This is a genomic window from Hymenobacter frigidus, from assembly GCF_014640435.1.
Lineage (GTDB): Bacteria > Bacteroidota > Bacteroidia > Cytophagales > Hymenobacteraceae > Hymenobacter > Hymenobacter frigidus.
Genome location: NZ_BMGY01000038.1, coordinates 13463 through 32730 on the forward strand (window position 1 = coordinate 13463; position 19268 = coordinate 32730).

Sequence of the window (19268 nt, forward strand, 5' to 3'; positions counted from 1 at the left end):
CTGACCCTTGTCATTGCCGCGCTTCACCTGGTTGCGCTCGCAATGACAATGGTCCTAGTCGGCAATAGCAACCCCCATTTCCGCGTTAGCTGGGCAACCTACGGGCATTTATCGCTACTTTTGGCGAGTTCCCGGGCCCGGTGCGGCCCCTCCACGACAGGTATTTACATGAAGCTATTTCCCCGGCTGGCGCTGGCCGCCGCTCTGAGTGCTGCGGCGCCAATGGCTGCTCAGGCCCAGCAAACCCAGGTTTTCGCCTCCGATGAGCGGCATTTTCAGGAAGGGTTGGAGTTGTTTGACCGCGGCCAGTACGGCGCGGCTAAGGAAGCCTTTCGGGCCTACCTCGCCATTGAGCCAGTGCACACCAGCCAGGTCGGTCCCACCGCCACCGACCGCACCGCCGACGCCGAATACTACTACGCCGTGAGCGGCCTCTACCTCTCGCACCCCGATGCTGAGGGCCTGATTCTGGACTTTGCCGCGCAGCACCCGGCCCACCCGCAGGCCGCTACCGCCTACTTTGAGCTGGGCAAGTTCTACTTCGACCAGAAAAACTACGAGTCGGCCATCCGCTACTTTGCCAAGGTCGCGCCCGACAACCTGAGCAACGACCAGCGGGCCGAATCCGATTTTAAGCTGGGCTACAGCTACTTCGAGCAGAAAGACTATGAGAAGGCCCGGCTGCTGTTCGACCGCAACAAGCAGGTGCAGAGCCAGTACAAGTACGCCAGCGCCTACTACGCCGGCTACCTGGGCTACCGCGCCGGCGACTACGCCGCCGCCCGCGCCGACCTGGCCGTGGCCGAGCAAAACGACGCCTACAAGCCGGTGGTGCCGGCCGTGGTTACGCAGATATATTACAGGGAAGGCAACTACGACGGCCTGATTGCCTACGCCGCTAAGGCGTTGCAGAACACGCCGCCGCCCCAGAACGCCGACGAAATTCAGCTGCTGCTCGGGGATGCTTATTATCAGAAGGAGCAATACAAAGAGGCGGCGGAGAATTTCGACAAGTACGCGGCCATGCACAAGAACAAGATTGAGCCGGCGCTGCAGTACAAGATTGGTTTCGCTAACTACAAGATGGGTGACTTCAAGGGTGCCATTGCCAGCCTGAGCAACGTGGCCGTGCGCCGCGACTCCCTCGGCCAGAACGCCGCTTATCACCTTGGCCTTAGTTACCTGCAATCCAACCAAAAGCCGCAGGCTGTCACGGCTTTTGAGGCCGCCCGCCAAAGCACATTTGACCGGGGCATTGCCGAAAATGCCACGCTCAAGCTCGGGCAGGTGCAGTACGAGCTCGGCAACCTGCCCGAAACCATTGCCGTGCTCCGGGATTTCCGCAAGAAATTCCCCCGCTCCAAAAATCAGGTGGCCGTTGATGATTTGCTGAGCAGCAGCTTCCTGACTTCAACCGATTATGCCCAGGCACTAACCTACCTCGAAGGGATTGATGACCGGAGCGCCAAGTTGGACGCCACCTACCAGCGGGTCGCGTATTCGCAGGCCGCCACGCTCTATAACAATGGCAACTACGGCGCGGCCCTGCCACTGCTCGATAAGTCGCTGAAATACCCGGCCGACGACGCGCTGCGCGCCGCGGCGCAGGTGCTGCGCGGCGAGATTTACAGCGTGGGCCAGCAGTACCCCGATGCCATCGCGGCCTACGTGGCGGCCGCCCGCTCGGCCCGGCAAGGCGGTGTGAGCCCCGAAGAAGCTGATTTTGAGCAGAAAGCCCGCTACGGCCTGGGCTATGCCTACTACAACACCAAGCAGTACGACCGGGCCCGGCCGCAGTTCCAGGCCTTTCTGAGCGACACCGACGCCAAGCCCTCGGACCCTAATTACTACGACGCTACCCTGCGCCTGGCCGATACTTACTACGTGGCCAAAGGCTACCCGCAGGCCCTCACGCTCTACGACAAGGTGATAACGGCCAACGCCGCCGATAAGGACTACGCCTACTTCCAAAAAGGCCGCACCCTGGGCCTGATGGGCCGCCGCGACGAGGCCACCAGCACCCTGGCCGCGCTGCTCAAAACCAGCCCCAACTCCCGTTACGCCGAGGACGCCGTGTTCCAGCAAGCGCAGCTTTCCTTCGAGGCCGGCGAGTACCAACCGGCCGTGACGGGCTTCTCGCGCCTGCTGGATAACCGGCCCAATAGCCCGCTGGTGCCGCAGGCGCTGCAGAAGCGCGGCGTGGCCTACGCCAACCTGCAGCAGCAGGAAAAGGCCGTAGCTGATTTCCAGCGCGTGCTCACGGAGTACCCGCGCAGTGAGGCCGCTTCGCAGGCGCTCTACAGCTTGCAGGAAAGCCTGACGGCCTTGGGTCGGACCGAGGAATTTGACGCGGCCCTGGCTTCCTTTAAAATCCAGAACCCGGACAGCAAGGCTACTGAGAGCGTGGAATTCGAAGCAGCCAAGTCTTTGTATCTCGCTGAGAAATACCAGTCTGCCATTCTACGTTTGGAGTCTTACTTGAAGCAGTACCCGGCTTCGGCTCTGGGTCCGGATACCCGATTTTTCCTGGCGGATTCTTACCTGAAAACCGGCGACAAGCAGCAAGCGCTGACCCGCCTGCAAGCCGTGGTGACCGAGGGCAAAAGCGAGTTTGTGAACCGCGCCGTGGGCCGGCTCGCCGACCTGGAGTTTGAAAATAAGCACTACGCCGAGGCCGCCAAATACTACGAGCGCCTGCGCGGGGCCAGCGCCAACCGCCGCGAAATTGCCAATGCGACCCTGGGCCAGATGCGCAGCCTGTACGAAACCGGTGACTATCCTGGCACCCGCCGCGTAGCCGAGGAACTCCGCACCCAGGCCGGAGCTACTGCCAACGCGACCAACGCAGCGCTGCTCTACCTGGGCAAAGCCAGCTTCCGCGCCGAAAGCTATGACCAGGCCGCTACCGAGCTGGCCGCCGCCGTCACGGCCGCGCCCAACGATGTGAATGGCGCGGAGGCCCAGTACTACCTGGCCGAAACGCTGTTTAAGCAGAAGAAGAATGAGGAAGCCAAGGCGGCGGCACTTAAGGTCAATTCAGACTTCAGCAACTACTCGCTGTGGCAGGGCCGGGCTTTCCTGCTGGTAGCCGAAGTGTATGCGGCCGAAGGCGACAACTTTCAGGCCCGCGGTACGCTCAACTCCATCATCGATAATAATTTCCCGGTGGCTGAAATTGTAGAAGCCGCCAGGCAGCGCCTCAAAACACTGGGGGCCGACCAGCCCGATGACACCGCCAGCCCCGCTACGCCCTCCAAAGCCACGCCGGCCAAAACGCCCGCCAAAGCCCCGGCGAAAGCGCCCACCAAAACTCCGGCCAAGCCAGCGGCCACGCCAGCACCAGCCAAGGGCAAAACCACCGTGCCCCGCACCAACCTGCGCGGTAATACCACTGCCCCGGCCGATAGCACCCAGCGTTAGGCCCGGCGCATTCCCTCATTGAAAACCATTTGCTGATGAAGCGTTTGTCAATATTAAATTCCAAGCCTCAGGGGCGCGCCGGCTTAGCCGCTAGTGTGGCGCTGGCGGCGGTGCTGGTGACGGCGGTGGTGCCCACTGCCATAGCCCAGGGCCAGCCCACCAAGGGCAAATACAAGGGCAACATCGAAGAGGCCGAGATTGAAATCGTGAAGGAGCGGGTCAATCAGCTACCCGAAGCCACGCGCAACTTTGATAAAATCAAGCTGCCCGCGCCGCCCAAAGTGGAGCGCAAGGTGGCGTATACCTATCCTGATTTCCGCCTGCCGACCGACCGGTTGAATCCATCCGTCAAGGTGCTGACTATCCGGGCCGAGGAGCCCGCACCGCTCACCGGCAATTTCGTGAAGGCCGCTATTGGCAACTACGGCACCTTCTACGGCCGGGGATATTTTCACAGCACCCGCAACACCGACCACGCCTACGGGCTTGATATCAAGCATATAAGCTCTATTCAAGGCCCGGTTGACGGCAAAAACTCCCGCATGTCCGAAACCAGTGCCCACCTGATGGGCGAGCTGTACCGGGGCACTGCGGCCTTTGGAGCGAACTTGGACCTGGGCCGCGAGCGGTACAATTTTTACGGTTACGAGAAGGCCGCCAACGGTGGCCGGTTAGTCGCCCCCGAAGCTGGCGACATCAAGCAGATTTTCACCCGCGTCGGGGTAAAAGCCTACGCTCATAACCGCGACCCTGCGCAGCAACTGCAGTACGATGCCAGCATCGGCTACCGCTACTGGGCCGATAATTTCGCCGCTTCTGAGAACGATGTGCGGCTTAATGCCAAAGTTGGCTACGCGTTGGGTGAATCCAGCCGCGTAACCGTGGCGGCCGATGCTTCCTTTATTTCGGACAAAGACCAGGCGGCCGTAACGCTGGCGCGGCCCAATCCGCTGGCAGCTACGCGCAGCCGCTCGTTTGTGCAAGCCACGCCGGCCTATGAATTCCTGAGTAAGCGCATTGCTTTCTCTTTGGGAGCCACGCTGGGCTATTCTTCGGACACGGCCACGAGCGTGAGCAAAACCGTGGTGTACCCGGCCGTGCGCCTCGGTTACACCGTGGAGCCCGAGAAATTCATGGTATACGCCGGACTGGGCGGGGCCATGCAACGCGTAAACCGCTACGACCTCAGCACCGAGAACCCGTGGCTCAATCGTGGCCTGAACGTGGCCGATACTCACCGCGGCCCCACCATTTACGCCGGTTTCACCTCCACGCCCGCCCGGGGCCTGGAGTTCAATGCCCGGGCCACCTACGCCCGCGACCGCAACCTGTATTTCTACCTCAACAATCCCGTCGACCCCACCAAGTTCGACCTGGTGTATGACCAGAATGCCACCGGCGTACTCAACATCCACGGCGAGCTGTTGTACAACGCGGCCGAGAAATTTCGCCTCGGCACGCGGGTGGATTACAATAAGTACGCCCTCAAAAACCTGCCGCAGCCCTTTCATCGCCCCGAATTTCAGGGTTCGGTGTTCGGTACCTACAATGTTTTCGACAAACTGATGCTCGGTGTCGAAGGTTATTTCTTTGCGGCCAGCTACGGCATCAGCTACTTGCCAGCCACCACCGTGGGTGCGGCCCGGGCGGCCGATTTTTACCGCGCCACCGACCCGATTGTCGACCTTAATCTGCGCGCCGACTACCGCATTACGCCAAAAATATCCATCTTTGCAATGGGTAACAACCTCCTCAACCGCCAATACCAGCGCTTCTACGGCTATCCCGTGAAGGGCATCAACGTATTGGGAGGGGCGACTTACACATTTTAAGTATTGAATGTTGAATGCTGATTTTTGAGTGTGCTAATGAGTAACAGCTGGTGAACAAGCAACTTGCCTCTTTAACTCAACATTCAAAACTCAAAAACTGAATCTCCTATGCTGCACCTCGCCGACCACATTCGCCCTTTGCTCCGAGACCACGACTGCGTGATAATCCCGGACTTTGGCGGACTGGTGGCCGACGTATCCGCTGCCCGCGCCCAGCCCGGCCGGCAGTCGCTGAGTCCGCCCACTAAATTGGTGGCATTTAATCAGGCGCTGACCCGCAACGACGGACTATTGGTTGACGCCCTGAGCGAGCACCTTGGCCTGACCATTGCCCAGGCCCGGGAAACGGTGCGAACCGCCGTAGCCGGTCTACAGCGCGAGCTCGACGAAACCAACCGCACCGAGTTGCCCGGCATTGGTATTTTCCGCCGGGCCGTGGGCCGGGGGCTTGCGTTCGAGTACACGGGCACCGACAATCTTCTGGCGTCGGCTTTCGGCCTGCCCGAGTTAGCCGCTCGTCCAGTCCGGGCCAACGATGCCCGTCTTAAGCGTCCACAGCCGGCATTGCGTGGCACGGCCACCCGCCGTTCGCGCTGGACCAAGCTGTTGCCCGCCGGTGCAATTGCAATGGCCGCCGGTCTTTTTTTGATGGCCAACTACCAGGTAGCCAGCTTATCCGGTAACTGGCGCAGCCAGCTGCCTAAGTGGGAGTGGGCCCAGCGCCCAGCCACGGCCATTGTTCTCACCGAGCCCCAGCAAGCCACCCTTGGCCAGCACGATTTCACTGCCGCTCCCGATGCTGCCGAAGGAATGACGCCGGTAGGAACGCCGGTTTCTATTCCTGAAATGGCTCCTTCAGCTTCGGCTCCTGTAATTGAGCCCGTGACGGCGGAAGTGACTCCGGCTCCGACTAAGCCAGCGCCTGCCGTAATACTACCGGCTAAACCCACCGAAACCGTTTCGACCAATGCTGCTGTAGCTAAAGCGGCATCCACTGTCGCGGCTCCTGCCGCCCCCAAGGCTTCAACCAAGGTTAATACCCCGACAATTAAATTCCGCACTGGTCGTTATTACGTTATTGCCGGGGCCTACCGAAACCTGTCCGGGGCTGAGAAAGGCCGCAAGTTATTGGTCCGCACGGGCCACGCTTCCCGCATCATCCTGCCGCCCTACGGCAGCCGGTTGTACCGTCTCACCGCCGCCGACTACCCCGATTTGGCGTCGGCCCAGCGCGAAGCCCAGCGCCTGCGTGTGAGCACGCGCTGTGATTACAATACGTTGAAATTTTAACCGTCCGCATGTCCGTATTCCTCTTGCAAGTGGTTCCTGCCGCTGCCGATAGCCTCAACACCGCCGTCACTGCTGCTCCAATTGTAAACACCGAAGTCCCTATCATCGACCTGCTGATGCGCGGGGGCTTGATTATGATTCCGCTGGTTGCCCTGTCCATCTTGTCGGGCTACATCATCATCGAGCGGTATTTCACTATTCGTAAGGCGGCCGGGAACCCCGAGGTTTTCATGGCGGGCATCCGCTCGCTGATGGTGAAGGGCGACCTGGCCGGGGCCAAACTGCTCTGCGCTCAAACGCCCTCGCCGCTGGCCCGCATGGTGGAGAAAGGCCTGCGCCGCATCGGCCTGCCCCTGAAGGAAATCGAAACCAGCGTGGAAAACGTGGGCAAGATTGAAATTGCCCGCCTCGAAAAGAACATCAGCATCCTGGGCATCATCGCCGGCATCGCGCCGATGATTGGCTTTGTGGGCACGATTATCGGCGTAATTAAGATTTTCTATTCCATCGCGGCGACTAAAGAGTTTGGTATTCCTCAGGTAGCCGATGGTTTGTATGTAAAGTTGGTAACGTCGGCCACGGGCCTTATCGTCGGCATCATTGCCCACGTAGGCTACCACTGGCTCAGTATCTTGGTCGAGCGCATGGTATTCCGCATGGAAAATTCGGCCATCGAGTTTATGGACATTCTCCAGGACAACTAATTGAGTTGTGAGTTATGAATCTTTCCCGCCGTCATCGTCTCACGTCGCACGTCGAAACTGGGGCCATGAACGACATCATGTTCTTCCTGATGTTGTTCTTCCTTATTGCCTCCACGCTGGTTAACCCCAACGTTATTAAGCTCTTGCTGCCGAATGCTAAATCGAGCAAGCAGGTGATGAAGCAGCCCATCACCATATCCATTGATGCGGCTGGCCAGTACTTCGTCAACAAAAAGCCCGTGAGTCCGGCATCCGTGGAGCAGGAACTAGTGGCTTTGGTGGGCAGTACGCCCACCGAGGTGCAGCCCACCGTGGTACTGCGCGTCGATGCTTCGTTGAACGTTCAGAAGCTGGTTGACATTCTGGAGATTGGTAACCGTCTCAAATTGAAAATGGTGATGGCCACGCAGGCGCAGCAAGCCGCCGGCAAGTAAGTTGATTCACTCAGACCAACGTACCCTTCGTCATGGCTATTGATTATCCCGAACCGCACCGCCGCGAGGCCCTGATTGGCACCCTGGTAGTCCATGGGTTACTGCTGCTGCTCTTCATCTTCATGGTGTTCAAGGGGCCGAACCCGCCGCTGGCCGCGCTGGGGGGCGGTGATGGCGTTGAACTGAACTACGGCCTGGACCCTGCCGGCTCGGGCGATATCCAGAGCATGGCTCCGGCCAACGACTCGCGCAACCGCGAGGACAGCCGTCCACCCGTGGCCAGCCCCGACCCGCAGCCGCGCCCTATGGCTACGGCCACGCCTGACCCCACGCCGCCTTCGCAGGAAAAAATCATCACCAGCGAAGCCGACGAGAGCCCGGTTTCGGTGGCACCCGTCGAAACCCCGGCTCCGGCCAAGGAGGAAGTAAAAGTCATTCCTAAAGCTCCGCGTAAAGTAGCCGTGGCCTTCTCGCCCAAGGGCAGCACTACCGGCGGCGGCAACGGCGTGAACGGCACCAGCAATGCTCCTACTGGCAACAACAACGGCGACCGCCCCGGTACTGTGGGCGACCAGGGCGACCCGAATGGCTCACTCGATTCCAAGGCGCTGTATGGCAACGGCGGTGATGGCGACGGCAGCGGCCGGGGCCGTGGCCGGGGAGTAGGCGATGGCAATGGCTTGGAGATGAGCGGATGGCGGTTCGAGAGTACGCCCCACGTGGCAGCAATCGACGATGAGTCCGGAGTTGTTCGCTTCAAGATTAAAATATCTGCCGATGGCGAAGTAGAAGCCGTTACCAAAGTGTCGGGCAACGTTTCGGCCGCTCAAGAAAAGCTTTGCCGTGATAAGCTGCTCGATGCCAACTTCGTGAAGACGAACAGCGCGGTTGGTGGCGCGGCTGGTTTCTATACATTCCGCTTTTCAGTTCGGTAACCCTCTCAGTAACACCAAAGAGCCCCGTGTTCTGCTTGGCAGATACGGGGCTCTCTAGTTTGGTAAACCGCTGCTAGCGTTAATTTGCATGTTCCCGGCCATTCTAAGCAACTATTCGTGACCTATTCCGAAACCCTTACCTACCTGTACGAGCAGTTGCCCATGTTCCAACGGGTGGGGGCGGCCGGCTATAAAAAAGGACTGGGCAATACGCTGGTATTGGCCGAGGCGCAGGGCCACCCGGAACGGCAGTTTCGGAGCGTGCATGTGGCCGGCACCAATGGCAAGGGGAGCAGCTCGCACTTGCTGGCGGCGGTGCTGCAGGCGGCGGGCTACAAGGTTGGGCTTTACACCTCGCCGCATTTGCGTGAGTTTACGGAGCGTATTAAAGTAAATGGTCAGGAGCTGGCTCCGGATTACTTGGTGAAGTGGGTGGCGCGCTGGCAGCCGTTGTTTGAGGAAGTGCAGCCTTCGTTCTTCGAAATGTGCGTAGCTCTGGCGTTCGCTTACTTTGCCGAGCAACGCGTGGATGTGGCCATTGTGGAAGTCGGCCTGGGCGGGCGGTTCGATTCGACGAATATCATCACGCCCCTGGTTTCGCTCATTACCAATATCAGTTTCGACCACCAGGCACTGCTGGGCAACACGCTGCCCGAAATCGCGGGCGAAAAAGCGGGCATCATAAAGCAAGGCGTGCCGGTGGTGGTGAGCCAGACCCAGCCCGAAGTGGCCCCGGTATTTCAACGAGAAGCCACAGACCAGTTGGCCCACCTGGTTTTTGCCGACCAGATTTATCAGGCTTCCTTCGTTGCGGAGCCTTCGCCCGAAACGGGTTTGCGGCCTCTCACCATCACCCAGCACGGCCGGCCCTACCTGCCTAATGCGGAGCTAGGCCTGCCCGGTGACTACCAGCAGTATAATCTGCCTGGGGTACTCGCGACCCTGGACGAGTTGCGGGCGCAGGGTTTCCGCATTACTGAGGCGGCGGTGCGCACCGGGTTGCGTCAGGTTACGAAGCTCACCGGGCTGCGCGGGCGCTGGAGCATTATCGGCCGCCGCCCATTGGTGGTATGCGATACCGGGCACAATGTGGCGGGCTTACAGATGGTGGTGGCCCAATTGCGCCGCCTCCCGCATCAGCGTTTACATTTGGTAATTGGCACCGTCAACGACAAGGACGTGGCCGAAATGTTAGCTCTGTTGCCCATAGAAGGCGTGTTTTACTTTTGTGCGGCCAATATTCCCCGGGCTATGCCGGCCGCTGAGTTGGCCCTGGCAGCGGCTACGGCGGGCTTGCAGGGACAGGTTTGTGGTTCGGTAGCGGCGGCAATAGCAGCGGCTCGGGCGGCGGCCACTGCCGATGATGTGATTTTTATTGGCGGCAGCACCTTTGTGGTGGCCGAAGTGGAAGAGTTGTATTCTTAACTATTGATAGCAGGGGTGGTCTGGTCATCGGCCCATCCGGCTGGGTTTCATTTTTAGCTTTATTAATTTGCCTCGCGTTAAACTTCAGCGTTTTACCGACAACGCTACCCGTCCGGACATCATTGAACCGGGCAAACCTGAATACCAGCAGCTCGGTGGCCGCTGGCGCACCGATTTCTTCCGGGAGCCGCATCCCCTAACGCTGGAAGTAGGCTGCGGCAAGGGTGAGTACACGGTGGGCTTGGCGCAGCGCCATCCCGGTCGGAATTTTTTGGGGCTCGATATTAAAGGCGAGCGCATTTGGCGAGGCAGCTCCCGCGCGGCCGAAATAGGTCTGACCAATGTCGGTTTCGTGCGCATGCGGGCGGAGGACCTGGCTGCGCAGTTTGGACCGGGTGAGCTGAGCGAAATCTGGATTACATTTCCGGACCCGCGTCCGCGCGACCGGGATATCAAACGCCGGCTGACCTCGCCGCGCTTCCTGGGTTTATACGAACAATTGTTAATTCCCGGAGGACTGCTGCATCTCAAGACGGATAACGAGGACTTGTTCGAATACACGCTGGAAATACTGGCGGCGCGGCTCGGCACTACTATTGAGCGGGTTACGCGAGACTTATACGCCGAAACCGCATCCGAATTCATCGAAGCACAGGCTATCCAGACCAACTTCGAAGGGAAATATCGGTCAGTTGGTGTCCCCATTAAGTATGTGCAGTTCCGCCTCACGTAACTGGCGGGGATAGGGCGGCAGATTTGTAGCTACACAATTCCGGTAAAAGCCGCGTCCCAGCGCCGCCGAAACTCAGTGGTTGGTTTCGGCGGCGGCGGGACGCGGCTCCTGGTTCATTCAGTCGATTTCCAGCGCTTCGAATACTGCTTCCAACTGGTCAAAATCGCGCAGGCCCGGCTTTACTTCATCGCCCGAGGGGAAGGACAACCCGGCTAGTGGCAGCTGCGTGGCGAGGTCGCGGGCACGTTCGGGTAGCAGGCCCGGACCCAGCCAGAGCGGACGCTCACGGGCAATTTGCTGCAAGGCTGCCAAGGTTTCGGCCGAGGTGGATGTAGGTAATTCGACCACTAAACCCAATACCGATTCGGGAAAAGTTTGGGTAAAAACCGATGCGTCGCCCGGTAGCTCGATGTAGACGGGTGGGGCTATTTCTGCCAGCTCAGCGGCGGTACGGGGGCTTCGGAGTAAGACGGCATCCAGCGCGCACTCGGCTGATATGCTATTGATTTTATGGGCGCTGAGTTGGTCGAATTCACCAATCAGTTCAACTCCGGCAATCCAGCCGGCTAGTTCTTTCATCGTCTTGGGGGCAAGGTGCCCAGGCAGGGCCGGGTCGAGAATAAAGGTTAGTTTATCGGCACCCATGCCGGCGCAGTAGCGGGCGTCGGACAGGTTGTTGATGCCGCGAATTAGAAGAGGAACGAGGTGAGGCACGAGCAGTGAACAGGTAAGTAGAAACTATTGGCGAAAGCTGGCCAAATCAAAACGAAAGGCGCTAGCCGTACCGCTGCAAAAGTAGAGCCCCCGCGCCGGCCGGTCCAGGTTTGGGGAGTGCGAGTGGGCTGTATCTTCGCCCCCATGAATTTACTCCGCCGCGCCCCTTTGCTGGCCCCGTCGTTTTTGGCCGCCGACCTGGCCAACCTTCAAGCCGAAACCGAGCGCCTGGCAACCAGCGCCGCCGACTGGTTGCACTTTGACGTGATGGACGGCCGCTTCGTGCCCAATATTTCGTTTGGCTTGCCCGTGCTGCAAGCCGTGGCCCGCTACGCCAAGCAGCCCATCGACGTGCATTTGATGATTGAGGAGCCCCAAAACTACCTGTCGGCTTTCCGCGATGCCGGGGCCAGCATCATCACGGTGCATTACGAAGCCTGCCCGCATTTGCACCGGGTAGTTCAACAAATCAAGCAGTTGGGTTGCCGGGCCGGTGTGGCCCTGAATCCGCACACTCCGGTGGCGCTGCTCGAAGACATCGCTGCCGACCTTGATTTGGTGCTCATTATGTCAGTTAACCCCGGTTTCGGAGGGCAGGCATTTATTCCCAATACCCTTAAGAAGGTGGCCATGGTGAAGAGCCTACTGCTCGATGCCGGCTCTGATGCCCTGATTGAAGTGGATGGCGGGGTAAACATGACCAATGCCGGCCCGTTGGTAGAAGCTGGTGCGGACGTGCTGGTAGCCGGAAATTTCGTCTTCAGCGCCCCCGAAGGTCCCGTGGCGGCCCTTGCCAACCTGCGCGACCATCTGGCCGGGCTGGAAATGAATACCGCGGCCGCTGACCGCCGGCAATAGTTTACGCCGCTCGCTCGTTCCTGCCCTCGTGAAAAGACTTCCTACGCCGCGTCTGCCGTTCGTGTCCTTGTTGCAGAATAAATCAGGTGTTGGCCTCGTAACAGCCAGTGGCCTGGGATTGCTACTCTTAATTGGTAGCCCGGCGCTGGCCCAAACAACCAGCCCAACGGAATCACCGAACGCAGTAGTTGTTACCGTTGCGGGAAGTTTGCGTGACGCCAACGGGCAGCCGTTGGAACTTGCCGCAGTGGGCATAGAAGGTCGGCCCGGTGGGGCTAATACCACGGCCGAAGGCACATTTGCATTGCAAGTGCGCGTGCTGGCCGACGGCCAACCCGTGGTGTTAGTGGTGCGTCGCCTCGGTTACCTCACGCTGCGCCAAGCCCTGCGGCTGCCCGCCGATGCCGCCCGCCCACTGCGCCTGACCATGCGGTTGGACACCAAAGCCCTGGGTGGCGTGCGCGTATTCGGCCGTTCCGACCAGGCCGATACTCGCGAGCAAGTCAGTATCACGCGCATCGACCCGCGCTCGGCCAAAGAAATTCCGTCGCCGTTTGGCGATTTCAACGCCATTTTGAAGACGCTGCCTGGGGTTGTTTCCAACAGCGAGCTGAGCAGTACTTACAATGTGCGCGGCGGCAACTACGACGAAAACCTGGTGTACGTCAATGGTTTCGAGATATACCGGCCGTTTCTCGTTAGCTCGGCGCAGCAGGAAGGCCTGAGCTTCATCAACCCCGACTTGGTGAAGCAGGTGGAATTCAGCAGCGGCGGCTGGCAGCCGAAGTACGGCGACAAACTGGCCTCGGTGCTGAGCGTGGACTATAAAACGCCGGACAAGTTTGCCGCTTCGCTGACGGGCAGCCTGGTGGGCGGCGCGGCCCACGTCGAGGCCCGTTCGGCCAACGGCCGGGTGAGCTACCTGGCCGGGGTGCGCTACAAAAATGCCCAGTATGTGCTGAATTCTCTCAAACAGCAGCAGGGCGGCTATAACCCCACTTTTTACGATGCGCAGGCCTTTGTCAACATCGGCTTGGGCAAGAAGGAAGACTTGCAGCGCACCACGCTGGGGCTGCTGGGCGTGATTGCCCACAACGATTACCGGTTTTCGCCCGAAACCGGGCAGGCTACCTTTTCTACGGGTACCAACCAGTTTACCCGGGTTTTCATCGCGTACCAGGGCCAGGAGCGCATGCAGTTTGATACCTACCAAACGGGCCTCAACCTCAAGCACGACTTTTCCTCCAAGCTGCAAATGGAATTGCTGGGCTCAGCGCTGATTTCGCGCGAGTCGGAGTTCCGGGACGTGGAGGCCGCCTACACGTTCGCCGACATCAACCGCGACCCGACTTCGCCCGATTTCAACCAGGCGGTACGCCAGCGCAATATTGGCTCGCAGTTCAAGCACTCCCGCAACTTTCTTACGGCTAGCATTTTCACGGCCGAAACCCGCGGCCGCTGGACGCCCGTTGGCAACCACACCGTGCGCTGGGGAGCCAAAGTGGGCCGCGAAAAAATTACCGACACGCTCGACGAGTACAGCTTTGCTGACTCGGCTGATTTCGTGCCCGATGCCCGCCGCCTGCGGCTGCGTTCCGATTTGAGTTTGCTCAGCAGCCGCAGCCAGGGCTTCGTGCAGGATACCTGGGCGCTGGATTCGTTGCGCACCGTCACCGTTGGTGCGCGCGCCCACTACTGGACCACCAACGGCCAGTTCGTCATCAGTCCGCGGGTGCAGTTCTCGCAAATCAGCCGTCGGCACCCCAATCGTTCGTTTAAGGCGGCGGTGGGCGTGTATTACCAGCCGCCTTTCTACCGCGAGCTGCGCGACCAGCAAACAGTGAGTCTGGGCGTGCAGCAGGCTACCCTCAACCCCGAGCTGCGGGCTCAGAAATCCTATCACTTTATCGTGGGTAAGGAAATCAATTTCCAGCAGTATGGGCGGCCCTTCAAGTTCTCGGCCGAAGCCTACTACAAGTACCTGACCGATGTGGTACCCTACGACGTGGACAACGTGCGGCTGCGCTACTTTGCCAAAAACAACGCCCGCGCCTACGCCGCCGGCTTCGATGCCCGGGTGAGTGGCGAATTCGTGAAGGGGGCCGAATCGTGGTTCAGCCTTGGGCTGCTTACCACCCAGGAAAACCTGGACGGCGACTCAACTACTCTGCGCGATGCCAATGGCAAGGCGACGGGCCGCCAAGCCAGGGACTACATCCGGCGGCCCCAGGACCAGCGCCTGAACGTGGGGGTTTTCTTCCAGGACCACCTGCCCAACAATCCCTCGGTGCGCGGCTACGTGAACATCGTTTACGGCACTGGCCTGCCATTCAGTCCGCCCAGCAACCCCGATTTGCGCGGTACTAACGCGCTGGAGCGCAGCTACAAGCGGGTCGACCTGGGTTTCTCCAAGGTTGTCGGCCTGAAAAATAACAACGCGCCCAAAGCTCACTTCTACAGTTTCGAAAGCCTCTGGCTGGGCCTGGAAATCCTCAACGTATTCGGAGCCAACAACGTGGCCGGCTACAGCTACCTACAGGACGTGAACGGCGTGACCTACTCGGTGCCCAGCTATCTGTCGCAGCGGTTGGTCAACCTACGCCTTATTGCTCGTTTCTGATGCTGTAATTAGTGTTGTACTTCGTTTTTGGGATACGCTTTGATGATGAAGTTGCGCTTGTCACTCCACGAGCGAATAATGCTGAAATACAGCGTGTCGTTGCCGATGCTATCAGGAAATGTGACGTTTGCAAACTGTCCATAAGCCAGGCGATTTGGCAGAGGGTCATATTCCGATGCGGCCAAGTCTAATCCATGCCCTTCACGACCCGGCACCAACATGGCCGCTCCGGCCGAATCGGGGTCGGGCGCTACGCGCTGGCCTTGGTAGTTTAGCACGAAGCGCGGTTCGCCCAGCTTAGTTATTTTTCGAAAAAAAATGAAGTCGTGGGCAGTACGCGTTTTTTCTTCCACCCAGCAATCGGTGAAAGCCGCCGTGTAATTTTGAAAGCGTAACCGGCGTGGCACCACGGTGTATTCTTTCAGTAAAATGCCCTGTTTGCGCGCCTCGGCCGATGAAGCGGAGTTCCACATGCCAGAGTAGCTGTCGCGCACGCTTACATCCAGGTACAAGTAGCCTAGCAAAAGCAAGACGCTCAGTGGCAGTAGTCCCACCAGCCAGCCAGAACGATTTAATTTCATTTAGTTGTCTTTAATCAACTCCAACAACTTTGCAAAGTTGTTGGAGTTAGGTGAGTGATTACTTGAAGCAGCAGAACCTGACCGGCGTGACCTACTCGGTGCCCAGCTATTTGTCGCAGCGGTTGGTCAACCTGCGCCTGATTGCTCGGTTTTAGCACCGTAGCGCGGACTTACGGTCCGCGCCTGAGTAAATACCGTCCGTCTCAAGCGCGGACCTTTAGTCCGTGCTACTCCTTGTGCACGTCCTTGAAGCGCAGCATATCGAGTAGCCGCTCCTCCTTGGGTGGGTCGAAGCCGCAGGAAGTGGTGAACTTTTCGGGGTTGTGGTAAGTGCCGAACAGCATATCCCACCACACGATATCGCCGTAGTTGTTGGCGTGTTTTTCGTACTCGTGGTGAATGCGGTGCATTTCGGGCCGCTGAAAAATATAGCCTATCCAGCGCGGCGTTCGCACGTTAGTGTGGTAGAAAAACTCACCCAACGCCGTGCATAGCGTGTAAATAGCTCCTGCCTCGGCACTAAGCCCCAGCAGCGTGTAGATGAGCAGTCCGCCGATGATGGAATTGACCGTCATCTCCACCGGGTGCTTGTAGAAGGAGGTGATGACTTCGATGCGCTGCGGGCTGTGGTGAATCTGGTGGAAGTGCAGCCACAAAAAATCGACGGTGTGGCGCCAGCGGTGCCACCAGTAAAACACGAACGTGGCCACGAAATAGGCCAGCAGGCCCCCGGCCCAGGCCGGCACGTGCTGCGACAGGTGAAACAGCGAGTAGGCCGACAGCCACTTTTCCCAGCTCAGGCCCGCCACGATGACGACCAGCAGCTGCAAGAAATTAACGGCCAGCACCCGAATGGTCCAGGTGGGCACGGCGGGCAGCTTCCAGCCCGGAATAAGGCGTTCGAGCAAAAAACAGCCGGCGAACACGGCAAAAATGACGAGGAGCATAGCAAGGGGTTTTGAGGGTGATTGGATGCCTCAAAATTCCGGCGCAGGTCCCCGCTATTTCCTGACAATTGTCATTTTCGCCCCGCCGCCTTGGCCTCATGCCAGCCGGTTGCGCAGGCGGCTCAGCGTTTCCGGGGCCATGCCTAGATGCGAGGCAATGTGCTGCACTGCCATTTATTCTCCGGCCAGGTGAGCGCTACTTGGCTTGGCCGGCTGGGTGTGTTCTGCTCTTGGCGGGATAGGCAATGAAGCAGACTTGCGGAGCTTTTTTCAGGCCATAGTCCAACGTCAATGCAAGGGGAAGTTCTACGTTGAGGCGGCCATCCGGCAGCATGTCGGCGTACACACTGAGGTACTGCTGGGGTTGCTGACCTAAATAGATGCCGCCGCCGCCTTGCTCACAGGTCAGGATGGGCGAATCGTCGGCATCCGCGATGGGTTGATTGTTGAGGGTAGCTCGAAGATTCAGATTGACCAGGGCTCTGGCTTGTTTAGTTACCACGCGCCGCGAATACCACGACTCGCGGCGGCTTTCGCGCAGCTGCTCAACCCAGCAGTCTTCAAACGCAACCGTGTACGGTCCGTACTGAACCACGCGTGGCTCGACGATAACCGTGTCGATAAATACTCCAGCGGCCCGCGCCTCGGCTGGCGAATTGCAGTAGATGGTGTGGTCACTCATGTAATTGTCAGACATGACTGCCGCCGCGGAAATTCCTCCCCCCACCACATTGAAAAGGATTAATATCATAAAAAACCCTACTGGCAAGGCCAGGTAAAACGGTATACTGACCGGAGCGACTGGTTTGGTTGACATGTGGCAAAAGGCTTTGATGAAAGAATGTTCAAAGCTCTTATTTTGTGATGGTCGCATTTCTGACAATTATCATTTTCGCCCCGCCGCCTCGGCCCTATGTCTGCCGGTTGCGCAGCCGGCTCAACGTTTCCGGGGCCATGCCCAGATGCGAGGCGATGTGCTGCACCGCCACCCGCTGAAACACCGTGGGAAAGCTTTGCAGCAGCAGCTCGTAACGCTCCATTGCCGTGCGCGAGCGCAGGTGCTGGGCCCGCTGCTCGCTGAGCACGTAGTACTTCTCCATCAGGAGCCGGCCGGTGAGGTTGAACTCGGGGAAGTCGCGGTACAGTGCCTGAAGCTGTTCGTAGGAGATGGAAAGCACCACGGTGGGCTCCAGCAGCTCCAGGTATTCGGCCGAAGGCTGCTGGGTAAGAAAGCTCACGATGGAAATCACGAAGTCGCCGGCTTGCATAAACCACGACGAAACCTCGCGGCCGTGCAGCAGCGTGTAGCCCCGCACCAGGCCGGTTTCGAGGAAATATACCCGCCGCGCCACTTGGCCCGGCCGGAGCAGCAGGTGCTGGGCGGGTAAATTTTCGTGCACGGTGACCTCCGTAATGGCTTGCGCCAAAGCAGGACTAATGGGCTGAATGCGACGAAGAAAATCAATGAATGAAGTCATTTGCTGCGGATTTTAGGGCAAGTACGCTACTTGATTGCGAAGCTGCTTTTGGTTGTCCCCAAACCTTTCGCCTCCGTTACGGGTATTGACGGCGCAACAAAATCGGCCCGGCTGGTGCTTGCCGTTTGCGTTTCCGTTTTACCTTTGTGCCCGATGACCACCTTATCCGCCGTTGTTTGTGCTGTTGCCGCCGCCCCGCTCACGGGCCGTCGGGCAGTTGCGGGCGTGCATCATCACCACCATCTGTGGGAGGCCGGGCCGTACGCCGGGTGCTAGCTTAGCACCGGCTGCCCGTGTCTCCACCGCCGCGTTCCGGGGTACACTTGCGCCGGGCTATTCTCTTTCAATTTCCGGGAAATTTCATTGCTGGCCCTGGGGTCGGCGCTGCAGTTGTTCGCACCCGTGTGAGCGGCTTCCATTCGTAACTTATTTCATGCTTCGTTTAGCCATTCAAAAGTCCGGTCGCCTCAGTGAGGACTCCCTTGCCCTCATTCGTGAATGCGGCATCAACTTCATCAGCAGCACCTACAAGCTCAAGACGGAGGCTACCAATTTTCCCCTCGAAATCCTGTTTTTGCGCGATGACGACATTCCCGGCTACGTGCAGGATGGCGTGGCCGACCTGGGCATTGTGGGCCTGAATGTGTTGGTGGAAGCCGGCTACCCCGACCTGGAGGTCGAACCCCTGGGCTTTAGCAAATGCCGCCTGAGCCTGGCCGTGCCCCGCGCCGACGCTTACGCTTCGGCGGCCACGCTGCAAGGCAAGAACATTGCAACTTCCTACCCCAATATACTGGGTCGTTACCTGGCCGAGCAAGGCGTGCAGGCCCACCTGCACACCATCAGCGGCTCGGTCGAAATTGCCCCCAGCATCGGATTAGCGGAGGCTATCTGCGACATCGTGAGCAGCGGCTCGACCCTGCTCGGCAACGGCCTGCGCGAAGTCGAAACCGTGTTTCGCTCCGAAGCCGTGCTTATCGCTCAACCTAACCTGACGCCCGAGCAAGCCGACCTGCTGGAGCAGCTGCGCTTCCGCATGCAGGCCGTCCGCCGGGCCAAGCGCAGCAAGTACATTGTGCTAAACGCTCCCGTATCGGCCCTGGAGGAAGTGCGCCGCTTGCTGCCCGGCATCAAGTCGCCCACTGTCACGCCCTTGGCCGAGGCCGGTTGGGTATCGGTGCAGTCGGTGGTGCAGGAGGATGATTTTTGGCACATCACCAGTCAGTTGAAAGCCGTGGGCGCGGAGGGCATCTTGGTGCTGCCCATTGAAAAGATGATTGCCTAGACCAGACATTCC

At 59.2% G+C, this 19268-nt stretch carries 17 protein-coding genes; 12 read left to right on the forward strand and 5 right to left on the reverse strand.

The annotated features are described in order from the left end of the window. Nucleotides 1-168: 168 nt before the first annotated feature. The 8 genes from IEW17_RS16250 (at nucleotide 169) to trmB (ending at nucleotide 10773) form a co-directional block, all read left to right on the forward strand. A complete protein-coding gene (locus IEW17_RS16250) occupies nucleotides 169-3420 on the forward strand; it encodes a tetratricopeptide repeat protein (protein ID WP_188563116.1) in 3252 nt (1083 codons plus the stop codon). 35 nt (nucleotides 3421-3455) lie between these two features. After that, on the forward strand, nucleotides 3456-5252 hold the full coding sequence (locus IEW17_RS16255; protein WP_229749062.1) for a TonB-dependent receptor: 1797 nt from the start codon (nucleotides 3456-3458) through the stop codon (nucleotides 5250-5252). 108 nt (nucleotides 5253-5360) lie between these two features. Further along, the gene (locus IEW17_RS16260; RefSeq protein ID WP_188563118.1) at nucleotides 5361-6542 is read left to right on the forward strand and encodes an HU domain-containing protein; all 1182 of its coding nucleotides are present in this window, start codon (nucleotides 5361-5363) and stop codon (nucleotides 6540-6542) included. Nucleotides 6543-6550: 8 nt separating this feature from the next. Continuing rightward, on the forward strand, nucleotides 6551-7246 hold the full coding sequence (locus IEW17_RS16265; RefSeq protein ID WP_188563119.1) for a MotA/TolQ/ExbB proton channel family protein: 696 nt from the start codon (nucleotides 6551-6553) through the stop codon (nucleotides 7244-7246). 14 nt (nucleotides 7247-7260) lie between these two features. Further along, on the forward strand, nucleotides 7261-7680 hold the full coding sequence (locus IEW17_RS16270) for an ExbD/TolR family protein (RefSeq protein ID WP_188563120.1): 420 nt from the start codon (nucleotides 7261-7263) through the stop codon (nucleotides 7678-7680). A gap of 32 nt (nucleotides 7681-7712) precedes the next feature. Then, on the forward strand, nucleotides 7713-8615 hold the full coding sequence (locus IEW17_RS16275) for a hypothetical protein (RefSeq protein WP_188563121.1): 903 nt from the start codon (nucleotides 7713-7715) through the stop codon (nucleotides 8613-8615). A 117-nt stretch (nucleotides 8616-8732) separates the two neighbouring features. Next, a complete protein-coding gene (locus tag IEW17_RS16280; RefSeq protein WP_229749063.1) occupies nucleotides 8733-10040 on the forward strand; it encodes a bifunctional folylpolyglutamate synthase/dihydrofolate synthase in 1308 nt (435 codons plus the stop codon). 67 nt (nucleotides 10041-10107) lie between these two features. Beyond that, nucleotides 10108-10773, forward strand: coding sequence for a tRNA (guanosine(46)-N7)-methyltransferase TrmB (gene trmB / locus IEW17_RS16285; protein WP_188563122.1), 666 nt, complete (start codon nucleotides 10108-10110; stop codon nucleotides 10771-10773). Nucleotides 10774-10890: 117 nt separating this feature from the next. Here trmB and IEW17_RS16290 read toward each other — a convergent pair whose 3' ends face one another. After that, nucleotides 10891-11487 (reverse strand): beta/alpha barrel domain-containing protein, encoded by a 597-nt coding sequence (locus tag IEW17_RS16290; RefSeq protein ID WP_188563123.1) that lies wholly within the window; start codon nucleotides 11485-11487, stop codon nucleotides 10891-10893. Between the two features lie 144 nt (nucleotides 11488-11631). Here IEW17_RS16290 and rpe point away from each other — a divergent pair, with 144 nt between their 5' ends. Next, entirely contained in the window at nucleotides 11632-12345 is a 714-nt protein-coding gene (gene rpe, locus IEW17_RS16295) for a ribulose-phosphate 3-epimerase (RefSeq protein WP_188563124.1), read from the forward strand. Nucleotides 12346-12553: 208 nt separating this feature from the next. Then, entirely contained in the window at nucleotides 12554-14965 is a 2412-nt protein-coding gene (locus tag IEW17_RS16300) for a TonB-dependent receptor (RefSeq protein WP_229749064.1), read from the forward strand. A gap of 8 nt (nucleotides 14966-14973) precedes the next feature. Here the strand turns inward: IEW17_RS16300 and IEW17_RS16305 are convergent, their stop codons facing one another. The 4 genes from IEW17_RS16305 to IEW17_RS16320 all read right to left on the reverse strand — a co-directional run bounded on the left by IEW17_RS16305 (nucleotide 14974) and on the right by IEW17_RS16320 (nucleotide 17971). After that, nucleotides 14974-15459 (reverse strand): hypothetical protein, encoded by a 486-nt coding sequence (locus IEW17_RS16305; RefSeq protein WP_188563125.1) that lies wholly within the window; start codon nucleotides 15457-15459, stop codon nucleotides 14974-14976. Between the two features lie 314 nt (nucleotides 15460-15773). Then, complete coding sequence (locus IEW17_RS16310; protein WP_188563126.1) at nucleotides 15774-16493, reverse strand: sterol desaturase family protein; 720 nt, start codon at nucleotides 16491-16493, stop codon at nucleotides 15774-15776. 196 nt (nucleotides 16494-16689) lie between these two features. Further along, on the reverse strand, nucleotides 16690-17310 hold the full coding sequence (locus IEW17_RS16315) for a hypothetical protein (protein WP_229749065.1): 621 nt from the start codon (nucleotides 17308-17310) through the stop codon (nucleotides 16690-16692). A gap of 94 nt (nucleotides 17311-17404) precedes the next feature. Continuing rightward, the gene (locus tag IEW17_RS16320) at nucleotides 17405-17971 is read right to left on the reverse strand and encodes a Crp/Fnr family transcriptional regulator (RefSeq protein ID WP_188563128.1); all 567 of its coding nucleotides are present in this window, start codon (nucleotides 17969-17971) and stop codon (nucleotides 17405-17407) included. Between the two features lie 153 nt (nucleotides 17972-18124). Here IEW17_RS16320 and IEW17_RS21270 point away from each other — a divergent pair, with 153 nt between their 5' ends. Continuing rightward, nucleotides 18125-18247 carry a hypothetical protein gene (locus IEW17_RS21270; RefSeq protein ID WP_262891841.1) on the forward strand — a complete coding sequence of 41 codons (123 nt, stop codon included), beginning with the start codon at nucleotides 18125-18127 and terminating at the stop codon, nucleotides 18245-18247. Nucleotides 18248-18404: 157 nt separating this feature from the next. Continuing rightward, nucleotides 18405-19256, forward strand: a complete 852-nt coding sequence (hisG, locus tag IEW17_RS16325; RefSeq protein ID WP_188563129.1) for an ATP phosphoribosyltransferase — start codon at nucleotides 18405-18407, stop codon at nucleotides 19254-19256. Nucleotides 19257-19268 lie beyond the last annotated feature (12 nt).